The organism is Spirochaeta lutea, assembly GCF_000758165.1.
Lineage (GTDB): Bacteria > Spirochaetota > Spirochaetia > DSM-27196 > Salinispiraceae > Spirochaeta_D > Spirochaeta_D lutea.
Window position 1 is genome coordinate 63,374 of sequence record NZ_JNUP01000063.1, and the last position, 12,795, is coordinate 76,168.

Annotated in this window: 9 protein-coding genes; 2 read left to right on the plus strand and 7 right to left on the minus strand. The window is 58.2% G+C overall.

Going from position 1 to position 12,795, the window contains the following annotated elements; translation table 11 throughout:
* Window positions 1–40 precede the first annotated feature (40 nt).
* The 6 genes from DC28_RS07810 to DC28_RS07835 all read right to left on the minus strand — a co-directional run bounded on the left by DC28_RS07810 (window position 41) and on the right by DC28_RS07835 (window position 7,772).
* Window positions 41–430 (minus strand): hypothetical protein, encoded by a 390-nt coding sequence (locus DC28_RS07810; protein ID WP_037547497.1) that lies wholly within the window; start codon window positions 428–430, stop codon window positions 41–43.
* A complete protein-coding gene (gene feoB, locus DC28_RS07815) occupies window positions 427–3,006 on the minus strand; it encodes a ferrous iron transport protein B (RefSeq protein ID WP_052078614.1) in 2,580 nt (859 codons plus the stop codon). Before feoB ends, DC28_RS07810 begins: the two co-directional genes overlap by 4 nt.
* Window positions 3,003–3,245 carry a FeoA family protein gene (locus tag DC28_RS07820; protein WP_037547499.1) on the minus strand — a complete coding sequence of 81 codons (243 nt, stop codon included), beginning with the start codon at window positions 3,243–3,245 and terminating at the stop codon, window positions 3,003–3,005. Before DC28_RS07820 ends, feoB begins: the two co-directional genes overlap by 4 nt.
* 14 nt (window positions 3,246–3,259) lie before the next feature.
* On the minus strand, window positions 3,260–3,628 hold the full coding sequence (locus tag DC28_RS07825) for a FeoA family protein (RefSeq protein WP_081942059.1): 369 nt from the start codon (window positions 3,626–3,628) through the stop codon (window positions 3,260–3,262).
* A gap of 127 nt (window positions 3,629–3,755) precedes the next feature.
* Window positions 3,756–6,521 (minus strand): response regulator, encoded by a 2,766-nt coding sequence (locus tag DC28_RS07830; protein ID WP_037547505.1) that lies wholly within the window; start codon window positions 6,519–6,521, stop codon window positions 3,756–3,758.
* Between the two features lie 12 nt (window positions 6,522–6,533).
* Window positions 6,534–7,772 carry a response regulator gene (locus tag DC28_RS07835; protein WP_037547506.1) on the minus strand — a complete coding sequence of 413 codons (1,239 nt, stop codon included), beginning with the start codon at window positions 7,770–7,772 and terminating at the stop codon, window positions 6,534–6,536.
* Window positions 7,773–8,181: 409 nt separating this feature from the next.
* Between DC28_RS07835 and DC28_RS07840 the strand changes: the two genes are divergently transcribed.
* Complete coding sequence (locus DC28_RS07840) at window positions 8,182–9,879, plus strand: methyl-accepting chemotaxis protein (RefSeq protein WP_052078615.1); 1,698 nt, start codon at window positions 8,182–8,184, stop codon at window positions 9,877–9,879.
* A gap of 469 nt (window positions 9,880–10,348) precedes the next feature.
* On the opposite strand, the gene DC28_RS15470 is transcribed toward DC28_RS07840, so the two are convergent.
* On the minus strand, window positions 10,349–11,368 hold the full coding sequence (locus tag DC28_RS15470; protein WP_052078616.1) for an AraC family transcriptional regulator: 1,020 nt from the start codon (window positions 11,366–11,368) through the stop codon (window positions 10,349–10,351).
* A gap of 103 nt (window positions 11,369–11,471) precedes the next feature.
* On the opposite strand from DC28_RS15470, the gene xylA reads away from it, so the two are divergent.
* A complete protein-coding gene (xylA, locus tag DC28_RS07850) occupies window positions 11,472–12,785 on the plus strand; it encodes a xylose isomerase (protein WP_037547508.1) in 1,314 nt (437 codons plus the stop codon).
* Window positions 12,786–12,795 lie beyond the last annotated feature (10 nt).

Here is a 12,795-nt window from a genome sequence, read left to right on the forward strand (position 1 = left end):
CCGGTAATATCTTGTAGTATCTTAGCGGATTAATAAGGATTTATACAACCTGCCGGGGTGCCTTCATGAACATCATGGTCCGGAAGTTCGGCTCCGGCCCAGGGTCTCCGGTTTGACTAGATACTGTTGGGGTGATTCTCATGCCGTCCGCCAGGGGACAGCCAGCGCAACCCCGGCGGTGTCCGGTCACCCCGGGACCCCGAGCTTGCCCCGTTGTACCGGAGCTGCAAAACCGGACGCAGGGGGGCGGTCCGGTTTCGGGGGCTGGGCTTAGGGGCTGGCAGAGAATGGTACCCCGGTCTCGGGCGAACTGGAGCAGGCTGTTCAGGTCGCCGGGGCTGCAGTCCAGAGAGAGCTGGAGCTCCAGGTAGGTGGCCGGACGTCCCGGGGGCAGAACCCCCAGGAGATCGTGTAAACTCGGGGTGATCATGCCACATCCCGGGATGAGCTAGCCCCAGGGGTGTTCAGAGCACCCCTCCTCCGGCCGACCAGGTAGAAGGCCCCGTATATACCCGCCAAACTGAGGAGGGAAAGAAGGATGGCGATGATGCTTCCCCCCTCGGCGAGCTGATAAAAGAGGGTTGCGATGTTGTAGGCTAGGACGGTTAGGTAGACCACTGCGGCCCACCCGTATCCGGCTCCCATCTCCCGGACCATGGCACCCAGGGCTGCTGCACAGGGAAAGTAGATAAGGACGAAGAGCAGGTAGGCGTAGGCGCCTGCGGGGCTGAACCGGCTGGTCAGGGCCGCTGCGGTCGCTGCATCCCCACCGGCCTCCTGAATGACCTCTTGGCTGTCCCCCTGGATCATTCCGATGCCCAGGGGGTCTGCCAGGCCCTCGATCCAGCCTGTAAGGTTCGCCGGTATGCTGAGGAAGGCTTCTCGGATGCCCGGCCATGGGGAGAATGCCGGAGACTCGGCAGCCGCGTCAGGGGCTGGAGGGGAATCGGTTTCAGGAGCTGGGTTCGGGGCTGCCGCGGGGGCAGCAATCTGGGCATCAACTTGGGAGTAGAGGGAGTTTAGGGTTCCGACTACTGCTTCTTTTGCAAAGATGCCGGTGAAGAGGCCGACGGTGGCCGGCCAATTGTCTTCCTGGATTCCCATGGGTTGGAAGACCGGTTGAATGGTCTTTCCCATAAGGCTCAGGAGGGATTCTTCGGAATCCTGGTTGCCGATGCTGCCGTCGGTTCCGATGGAGTTTAGAATGCCCAGAACTGCCACTGCTATCAGAATCACCTTACCCGCCCGGAGACTGAACTGCCCCAGACGACGGCCCACCGAGGAAACCAGAGGCACTATCCTCGGCGCCTGGTAGGGGGGCAGTTCCATGATGAAGGGGGTGGGCGGTCCGGTGAAGAGGGTGCGCTTTACCAGCAGGCCGGTTCCTATGGCCAGGACAGCGCCGGTTATGTAGAGGGAAAACACCACAAGGCCCGAGGCGTCGGGAAAAAAGGCCGCAGCGAAGAGGGCGTAGACCGGCAGCCGCGCGCCGCAGGACATGAGGGGTGCCATGAAGCCGGTGATTATCCGGTCACGTTTATGTTCCAGGGTTCGGGTTGCCATGATGGCGGGCACGGTGCATCCGAATCCCACCAAAAGGGGAACAAAGGCCTTGCCCGGCAGACCGATGCTCCGTAACAGTCGGTCCATGACAAAGGCGGCCCGGGCCATGTACCCCGATTCCTCCAAGAGGGAGAGAACCAGGAACATCATACCCACCACGGGAATGAAGGTCGCCACGGTCTGTATGCCCGCTCCCAATCCGTCAGCCAGCAGCACTCGGAGAAACGCCGGTGCAGCCAGGGTGTTCAGCAAGGCGGCAGTACCGTCCACAAAAATAGTGCCAAAGAGAATATCAAAGAAGTCGATGAATGCTCCGCCGATGGTCATGGTCAACCAGAATGCCAGGTACATGACCCCCAGGAAAATGGGTATTCCCCAGACCCGGTGCATGGTGATTCTATCTGCCCTGGAGAGTCCCGGTCGTCCGCCCCTGCTCCGGCGGGAGGGAGGGGTTGGGGCTGCTCCGCCGGATTGATCGGGGCGGTGGTTAAGGCTGGATGTGCCGGGGGATGCGCAGCAGCTGCGGTTGGGTTTTCTTAGGGTATCCTGGGATATGCTGCGGATGAGCCGGTATTTTGCATCGGCTACCAGGATGTCGGGATCCATTTCCAGGGTCGCCTCCAGGGCGGCGGCGGAGCTGTTGAGGCGTTCCCGGATCCGGGGTGTTAATTCCTCATCCTGTTCGAGGTATTTGATTGCAAGCCACCGGGGAGAAACCGCCAAATCAGCGGCCAGGTCGCCAAGCAGGGTCTCCTGGGTTTTAATCCAGCCTTCCAGCTCCTCCGGATAGGGTACGACCGGGAGGGGTTGGGTATCTCTGGGGCGAGGGTGAGAGGGAGGGGGCGCCACAAGGGTGCCGAGCCGGCCGGCTAGGTCAGCCTGGTCCTGGCGGTTTCGGGCGTTTACTGCGGCCACGGGGATACCGCCCAGGGCCCGGGAGAGGGCCTGGGTGTTAATCTCCCGGGTAATACGGTCTGTTTTCGTGAGAACTACCATGAGGGGGGTGCCCATTTCCAGAAGCTGGAGGGTGAGGTAGAGATTGCGCTCCAGATTGGAGACGTCTACCAGATTCACCACCAGATCCGCCTGACCGGAGAGGATAAACCGCCGGGCCACCTGTTCATCCTCGGAATTCGCATTCAGGGAGTAGAGGCCGGGTAGATCCACCACCTGTACCGGCGAGGGCTTGCTTCCCCGGGGACCGTGATCCAGATTCGGGGCCTGGGTGGCGGCATCCTTGGTCCTCCTGGCTTCCCCCGGCAGGGTAAGAATCCCGTATACCTGTTCCACTGTTACGCCCGGCCAGTTTCCCGTGCGCTGGGTGCTGCCTGTAAGGCCGTTGAAGAGGGTGGTTTTGCCGCAGTTCGGGTTCCCGATGAGGGCGATGGTTGGTGCCTTGGTCGGGGCGGGGTGTTTGGCTGCGCCGGATCGGTCGGGGCTCATAGCTCTCCTCCTTTTGGATTGTCCCGGAAGATGAGAATTTCTGCCTCTGCCTTACGCAGGGAGAGATTGTATCCCCGGAGTTCGATCTCAATGGGATCCCCTAGGGGGGCAATGCCGGTTACATGGATTTCTTCTCCCGGGGTGAGCCCCATGGAGAGTAGGCTCCGGCGGTATGCGCTGCTGCCCGGGCGGTATCCGGCTATGGTCCCCCGGAATCCTTTTCGTAATATGGTGGTCATGGGTAGATCCTCCTTTAGCTGTGGTGGTTATGGTCTGGTTTCATTCCTAGGGGTGTTACCCCAATGGCTTGGACAAGTTCCTGACTCAGGGCTAGGAGACTATCTCCGGACTGAACGAGTCTGGTGCCCCCGTGCCTGTTTTCTACCATCATGATCCTGGAGCCCGGTAACAGTCCCTGGCTGATGGCCTGGGAACGCAGGGAGGGGCAGCAGGGCAGGGTTTGGATGATCGCCTCGCTGTGGGGCTGTACATCCCCAAGGGAAGTCGAGCCGGGGAGGTGCCTTCCGGGACCGATGCGGCGCCGGAATCCCCTCATCCTCCCGGGTGATGGGTTGTTTTGGCGGCCGAATCTTCCTACGCGGCCCCAGCCTCTATGAATCATGGTGTTCTCCTCGGGTATCCTGCATTAGCCGGGTGTTTAGCCTAAGGAAGCTCTCAAGAGTTAATGCAGATAAACAAAGTAAGAGGAGTCTAACATTGGATGTTCGGGTGGTCAATATGAATTTGGTTCAGATGGTATCTGAAGGGGGAAGTAGGGCTCGGATTGCCTGTTCCAGGGAGGAAAACCCAGGGGAAAGGTGGGAAAGACCGGTTCTCAGTCCGGGGAGGGTTTGATCTACTGCGGCCTGTTCAAGGGTTGCGGCAAGTTTGGCCACCCCGGGTGCGCTTATTCCCAGACTGCTGCCCTTGAGGGCGTGGCAGAGTTCACGAATTTCAGCCCAATCCCGGTCATCCCCCGGGTCGGTCTGCCGCCAGGCCGATAATCCATCCACGATCTCCCGGGCCCGGGGGAGATATCCTTCAAGCACCCTGGTAACGGTGTCGGCATCACCCATAAAGGTATCCAGGAGGTCCGGGTAGTCGAGAATCTCCGGATCCGGAGCAGGGGGCGACCATGCTGCGGCCGGGGGGAGCAGGGAATCTGCCCGGGTGGATTGCTCGGGGTCCAGGGCATTCGGATTTCCCGGAGGCGGCGGGGATGGGGAGGCGGCCGTCCGGGGAATTCCGGTCTTCGCCTCGAAGCCGGGCGCTTCCCGGTCCTGGGGGGATGCCGGTCTGGGAAGCCATCGCTCCAGGATCGTCACCACCTCCTGGCGGCGGAAGGGTTTGATGAGCATATCGTTCATACCCGCGGAGAGGCAGACCTCCCGCTCACCCTTCACGGCATTGGCTGTAGCCGCGATAATCGGCACCCAGGGGTTATCCGCCCGGATAATCTGTGCCGCCTCGTACCCGTTGAGCTGGGGCATGTGTAGATCCATGAAGATGAGATCAAAGCTCTCCCGGGCGAGGGCATCCACAGCCTGCTGACCGTCCTCGGCTTCAGTGACGATACAGCCCAGTTTCGCGAGGATGGTCTGGAGCAGCAGGCGGTTTACCGGGGTATCCTCGGCAATGAGAATCCGGCTGTCCCGCCATGGCTGGTTACGGCTCGGGACCTGATCCCGGCTCTGGGCCTGATTCGGGCTCGGGACCTGATCCGGGCTCCCCGGGGGGATCACGCCGGGACGGGGAGGGATTCCCTGGAGTTGGGAAGCAGTCTCCCCGTCCGGATCCGGGCCCTCGAGGACCTCCAGATCGGCGTCCCGGCTAAAAATCCGGATGAGGGCGGCTGCAAGCTCATCCTGTTCCAGGGGTTTGTTGAGGTACTCATCGAACCAGTGCAAGAGTTTCATCTTGGCCTCGGTGCTGCCCGTACCCCGGGGGCTCATGAGGATGAGTCTGGTCTGGTTTATGGTTTTATCCGGGGTGATTTTACTGCCAAGGTGCCAGCCGTCCATGCCCGGCAGGGTCAGGTCGATGAGGGTTGCGTCCATGGGCTGGCCCAGGGCGCTCTGACGGTACAGGATCTCCAGAGCCTCATCACCCGAGGCGGCGGAGAACACCTGACATCCCCAGTGTTCAAGGTAGGCAGCGGTCAGGCTGCGCAGTTCAGGGTTGTCCTCAACCAGGAGAATACGCCGATCAAGGAGTTCCTGGATTCCGGACTGGCCGGCCCAGGGGGGAGGGGACATCGGATCCGGAGAGGAGGGGCTGTCCGGGGTGTCTCCGGGGCCGGGGATATCGGGCAGGGGCAGGGGGAGTTCCACCGTGAAGGTAGAGCCCCGGCCGGTTTTGCTCCTGACCCAGATAGAGCCCTTCATGAGCTGAACCAGGCCCTTGGTAATGCTCAGTCCCAGGCCGCTGCCCCCGAATTTTCGGGTGGTGGAGCTGTCTACCTGGCTGAACTCCCGGAAAAGGACCCCTTGCTTGGCTTTTTCTATGCCGATTCCGGTGTCCTGGATGTGCAGGGTGATTTCCTGGATATCCGCCCGGGGAAGCTCCTGGATGTTCCGGGAGTCGATGGGTAAATCCGGAAAGGACTGCTCCCCGGAAGCATGGGAATCCTCCCGGGGAAGACACCGAAGGATGATGAACCCGATCTCGGTGAACTTGACAGCGTTGTTGAAGAGGTTCACCACGATCTGGCGCAGCCGTACCGGATCGCCCATGACCCACCGGGGCAGTTCGGGATCAATATAGACGCCCACGTCCAGTCCCTTTTTGTGGGCTTCCAGGGAGAGCATGGATACGGCGGATTCCAGGGTACGGGTAAGGTCAAAGGGGATGGATTCCAGGGTCAGTTTGCCGGCCTCTATCTTGGAGAAGTCTAGTACGTTGCTTACCAGTTCCAGGAGGACCTCGGCGGCGAAGGATATCTGGCGGTTGTATTCCTGCTGTTCCTCATCCAGGGCGGTGTCTCCCAGGAGATCCCCCATGCCGATGATGGTGTGGATGGGAGTGCGGATCTCATGACTCATGGTGGATAGAAACTCGCTTTTAAGCTTCGCCGCCCGTTCAGCGGTTTTTACCGCCGTATCGGCGCTCTTTTTTTCCTGTACCAAGAGCTGCTCATGGGCAACCTGCTGGGAAATATCCTGAATGAAGGCCACTCCGAAGGGGTTGCCGCTCTCCCGGACCGGAGATCCGCTGATCCTCCACCAGGTTCGGTGGGGAATGCCCTGGGGGGATGCTGGGGCCGGGAGGGGCTGGACTTCTAGATGGAAGGCGGCATCCCGCTCGGACCAGAGCTTTGAAAAGGCTGCGGCCAGGGGCTGACGGTGGGCCTGATCCATGAAGCTCACCAGGGATTTGCCGGTCACCAGGGTGGGGTCACCCTGGACCATCCGTAAGAAGGCCTGGTTTGCCAGTCGGACGGAGAGATTTTGATCCACAATGACCATGCCTATGGGGGACTGTAAAAATACCGAACGGAACACCGGCGAATCATTCATGGGCGGCTCCGTCTAGAGGGATAGACTTAAGACCTCAGCGGTTTTGCGGATAACCTGCCGGGGTTTCAGGGGTTTAATCATATAACTGTGAATGCCGTAGCTGACGGCCTTTTTAACGCTTTCTTGGCGGCTGAGGGCGGAAAGGACAATAACGGGGATCTCGACGCCCCTGCGACGCAGGTACTCCAGCACCTGGAATCCGTTCAGTTCGGGCATCATGAGATCTAGAAAGATCAGGGCAAACTCATGGTTGGCGAGGTCTGCGGCGAAAAGACGGCCGTTGGTATAACTCCGGAAGGTCCACTTGCTCTGTTTGAATGTGGTTTTTATGACCTCATGAATGATCGGGTCATCGTCGACCACGGCGATTTCAAGGTTCTGAAACAGGATGCCCGATTCCGTCTCGTCATATCCCAGGCGGATCAGCTCCGATCCCGGAGATTTTGGAGCGGATGGGCTGAGCACCCGGTGCAGGGCGTCATCGTGGTGGTTGCCTTGATCGTGGCGCATACCCAGAAGGCCCTCCATGGCCTCTTCCAGATTGGGCGTTACCTGGATTGCCCGGAGCTTCTGACGGTTTTCCATGATGGTCTTTACCTGGGGGCTTTCGGTGAGCACCTTGATAAACCGGGGATCGGCCTGAGCCTGAGCGGTAATTACATCGAAAAATAAGAGCAGCTTTTCTTCATCCCCGGGAACCAGGTCCAGGGTACTGAACATGATCAGTACCTTGGGAGACTGCACCTGGTACAGGCTGGTGAGTTCTGCAATTTTATAGCGCAACTGGTCGATTTTGTGGCGGTTCAGGCCACGGGCTACCTCGATGAACAGGATGGTATCATTCAGATGGGCGTCGATGATGCAGGGGGTATCGTCGGTTCCCAGGGTGGTGCCGGTGATCTCGCTCACCGCCTTGAGCAGGATGTCCAGCTGCAGGGGTTTGGATACGATTTTGCTTACCTTCAGGCGGGCCAGCTGTACCACAGCATCCTTGGCGAGTTTGGTAGCCATTACGATGACCGGGGTGGTTTGGATGTTACGATCCTCCAGGCGGTCTTCCAGGATGGATATGCAGCTTTTCCGGGTTAGGTAAAAATCCGTGATGACGAGATCAGGCAGGGTACCCTTCAGCTTGGTATAGCCGTCCAACCCGTTGACGGCCGGGATGGTTGAAAATCCCAGGGCTTCAAGCTGGGTGCTGAGGTATTCCCGGATGAGGGGCGATTCATCGATTATCAGGATCGTTTTCATCACTCTAAAATATAAGAAATTTTTAATCGCGCTGCCATGGTCAGGGAAAAAAAGTGGCAGGCCCGGTTGAGTTGTTGTGGGTAGGATAATCGATAGAGGTACTAAAGATAGGATCCTAGACAAAATTCATATTATTAGTAAAATTTAATCATACTAGGAAAAACCCCCAAATTTGACTTGGGAAAACCCTAGGGTATCATAGGGGCAGGGAATCGTACCCTAGTCCGGCGGATGGCTCCTTACAACCGGGTGTTTGAATGAGCCTCGCCATCGAACCCATAGAGAGTGCACAAAAGGCTGTAATCTACACCGGATGTAGCGGGTTTCCCGGGTTCAGGCTCCAGAGATAGGGTAGCGAACGGGTAGAGTTACACGCTTTTGCGCACGAAGAAAACCAGAAGGAGTAGGCATGAAGAAGAAACTGAGCGCACGGGTGTGGGCTATCGGAAGTATTATCCTGGGACAGGTGTTTTGGATTATTGAAATTTTTGCAGCCAGCGGTTCGGTTTTGGTGGATGTTCTGCTTATTACAGGGGCGCTGGGGTTTACCGGCCTGGGGATCGGGCTTTTAATTATGAATGCAAATACGGTTCGCCGCCAGCTTGCCCAGGCCTTGGAGGTTTCCCAGGAGCAACAGGAGGCGGTGAGGGCTGTGGAGGAACTGATCCGGAATAACGACAGTCAATCCCAGGATTTGATCAGCAGCATCCGGGCCTCCCTGTTCATGAACCAGCGGATCCAGACCAGCGTGGACGAGATCGACGATCAGGCCGAGACCATGGCCCAACAGGTGCGCAGCACCTCCGCGGCGGTGGAGCAGACCCAGGCTACCCTGGAGAGTTTTACTAAGCGGATTGAATCCCAATCAGCCGCAGTAGTGCAAACCTCATCATCCATTGAAGAGATGAATGCCAATCTGGACAGTGTTTCCCGGGTGGCGAACCAGTACCGGGGCCAAACCGGAGAGCTGGTGGACCTCGCCGGGAAGGGAGAGGAGCAGGCCGAACATACCAATCAGATCATAGAACAGATCAATACCCATGTGGATGCCGTCCAGTCTGTTATCCAGGTGATTAACGGGGTGGCCAGCCAGACGAATCTCCTGTCCATGAATGCCGCCATTGAGGCTGCCCACGCAGGAGACGCCGGACGGGGCTTTGCGGTAGTGGCTGAAGAAATCCGGAAGCTCGCGGAGTCCACAGCCGAAAATGCCCGGAACATCGGGGGAACCCTGAAACAGATTGTCCAGGAGATCGGTGAGGCCAAGGATCTGGGGAACGAGAACCTCGCCTACTTTAAACGGGTCAGGGAGGATGTAAACGGTGTCGCCAACGCCTTCGCGGAGATCGATCAGGCAACCGATGAGATTTCCGTGGGCAGCGGAGAGGTTGTCAAAGCCACCAGTGATCTGGTGCATATTACCGAGGAGATCCAGCAGGGCGCCCGGGAGATCGCCGAGAGCGTTACTGAAATGTCCCGGGGTTTAAAAGAGCTGCTTCAGGCCAGCGATGCCACGGATGAAAACTCCGAAAAGATCGATCAGGTTCTCTCCCAGAATAACAAGGTTCTGGCGACCCTGGCCCAGGCGAGTATCGAAGGGGTGGATTCAATCAACGAGCTGGAGAAGGTGGTGTTGAATCTGGATGAGTCGGCGATGAACTCCAACATGGCAGCCTTACGCCACCTCTTCTGGGCCATCCAGATACGCCGGTTGATCGACGGCGATACCAAGGGGGCAAAACTTCGGTCCACCGCCCTGACGGACTGCTGGACCCATGCCTGGACCCAGAGTCAAGCTGGTCGGTCCTTCCAAGGATTTAAGGCCTACGACGAGTTTGTTCCTCTGCACCGGGAGTTTCATGCCACCATTACGCAACTGGTGAACCGGATTAAGGGGTCGTCGCCGGAATCCCGCAGCGAAGAGGAAGAGGATAAACTCGAGGAGAATTACCAAGCCCTGCTTGTGCTAATAAGCCGGATTATCTCCATACTGAATGAACTGGGGGATGAGGTGGACCGCCGAGAGGCGGAGCGCCAGGCTCGAAGCGGCGAGGCAGATGCGGCAAGCACCAGCAAGGAGCTGGAAGAATCCCTAGAAACCGCCTGACCGAGGCAGCTGAACCTGGCGGGTTATGACCTGGGCTTGATGAGCCGGTAAAAAACACCCCGGTCTTGGGAGTTCCTCTGGATTGTTCCCCGGGCTTCCAGGACCGACAGGTATTTGTTTATCTGATTCGGGTGGTAAACACCGTGGTGGCCCCACACTCCCAGTACACACAATTCATGGTACAGGTTTCATGGGGTACCAAATCAATCCCCAAGGACATTCCCAAGCGTCGGCTGGGAACCGGGCCGAAGAGGTAGGTATCCATACGGCTGTCCCCGGAACTGGGACAGGTAGGTCTGACAGCCGGCGAACAGGTCACAGTGCTGAAGGGTTTTGTAGTGCGCAAAAGGTTGTAAACGGCACCAGATATAGCGGAGCAACCTATAAGTAGGCCCATGGGCTGTGTCGCCGGGGCCGAAAGTTACAACCTTTTGCGCACTATCGAGGATGCCCCTGCTCCACAGGCAGACTAGTAGTCCTGGTCGGTCTCCAACTCGGGGTCAATGATTTTGGTGTGGTACCCCGTGGGGTTTTCCCTGAAATACCGTTTCCGGTAGGCGCTGGGAGTGCTGCCGGTATGTTCCTTAAACCGTTTCGACAAATGAAAGGGGCTCGAAAAACCCAGTTCCCAGGCGATTTCCTTGAGGCTGAGGTCGGAATTGATGAGCATGGAGCTGGCCGCCTCGATCTTGAGATGGGTGTAGTAGCGCATGGGAGTGGTGTGGAGATGGCGGTTAAAGAGGCGGATGAGGTGTTCCTTGGAAATGTCCAGACGCTGGCATACCTGATCCAGGGATATCCGGCTGAAGAGGTGTTCCTGAAACAGGGATGCAGCCTGTTCCAGTTGGAGGTGGAAGTCGCCGCTTCCCCGGTTTGTGCCAGGGGCCGGGAGGCCCGGGCTGGTGTGCGGGCCGGCGGACGGGGTTCGGCCGGTTTGCGCCGCCTCCGATGGTGTTTGCAACACATCATGGGCGGATGCCGGGGAATCCGGGGTGTTCCGGTCTGATGGCTGGCCATGCATGCCCCGGCGGTGCATCTCCTCACCGTAGAGTTGGTAGAGAAAGGCGAGCAAGCGATGTTCCCCCGCCGCCCGCTGGTAGGGGTTTTCCGATGAAAAGCTGCTTTTTATCTCCTCCAGTACGAAGCGCTGGGAACCCCGGAGCCGTAGGGGAAACCGGGTCTGGAATCCCGGATCGTTCACCAGGGGGTAGACCGGCTCATCGGCCTGGAGGGTGAAGAGGGCGGCATAGTAGGACAGGGGGCGGTCCAGGTTCCGGGGATGAATCTTATGCACCTGGCCGGGCAGGGTTAGGTAGAGACTGCCCGGTCTGATGCTCCGGGTGGTCCGGTTGTTTTCAAAGGTTCCCTCGCCGTGGATGAAATAATGCAGTTCATACTGTCCCGCCTCGTGAGCATGCCGCCGGGAATGCCAGTGAATGAGCTGGGGTTTATTCATGGTGTGAATGAATACCACATCGGTAATCGTCATTCCTCAATTATACACATCACACGTCAATTATGTATATGTCCTGGTGCAGAATATGGGGCTACTATGACACCATAGAACGAAACCCATCGGTAAGGAGATGACTATGAGCAATGAAGTTTTTTCAAATATTCCCGAGATTAAGTTCGAGGGACCGGATAGCGACAACAGCCTGGCCTTCCGGCATTATAATCCCTCTGAAAAAGTAGGGGATAAGACCATGGCCGAACACCTGCGGTTCTCCATGGCGTTCTGGCACACCATGAACGGAGGAGGAAGCGATCCCTTCGGTGCTGACACCGCCCAACGCCCCTGGGACTCGGTATCCGATCCCATGGAGCAGGCCCGGATTAAGATGCGGGGCATCTTCGAATTAACCGAGAAACTGCAGATTCCCTTCTTCTGTTTCCACGACCGGGACATCGCCCCCGAGGGTGAGACCCTGGCAAAATCCCATAAAAACCTGGATGAGATCGTCGGCCTGGCCAAAACCCTGATGAAAACCAGCAAAACCCGGCTGCTCTGGGGCACTGCAAACCTCTTTGTTCATCCCCGGTACATGCACGGCGGCGCCACAAGTCCCGACCTGAAGGTGTACGCCTATGCGGCGGGACAGGTGCGCAAGGCCCTGGAAGTGACCAAGGAGCTGGGAGGCGAGAACTACGTATTCTGGGGCGGCCGGGAAGGCTATGAGACCCTCCTGAACACCGACATGAAGAAGGAACTGGATAATCTTGCAGCCTTCATGCACATGGCGGTGGACTATGCAAAAGAGATTGGCTTTGACGGCCAGTTCCTCTTTGAGCCTAAGCCCAAGGAACCCACCAAACACCAGTACGACACCGACAGCGCCACGGTCTACGGCTTCCTGGAGAAGTACGACCTGCTGCCCCACGTGAAGCTCAACATTGAAACAAACCACGCCACCCTGGCCGGTCACACCATTCAGCACGAGCTGCACTTCGCCCGGATCAACGGTATTCTGGGAAGCGTGGATGCCAATCAAGGCGATACCCTCCTGGGATGGGACACCGACCAGTTCCCCACGGACCTCTACGTCTCCACCCTGATGATGTACGAGATTCTGAAAAACGGTGGCCTGCACCGGGGCGGTCTGAACTTCGACGCGAAGGTTCGCCGGCCGTCCTACACCGTTCAGGATGTGGTAGAAGCCCATATCATCGGTATGGACAGCTTTGCCCGGGGGCTGAAGGCGGCGCATTCCATGCTGACAGACGGTGTATTGGAGGATTTCAACGCCCAGCGCTACGCCAGCTGGAACAGCGACCTGGGTAAAAAAGTGGCCCAGGGCAAAGCCACCCTGGCGGAACTCGAAAAGTCCGTACTCAATGACCCCGTTCATGTTCCCGCATCGGGACGTCAGGAGTATCTTGAGAGCATCGTGAACCGCTACATCTAAGGAATCTGGG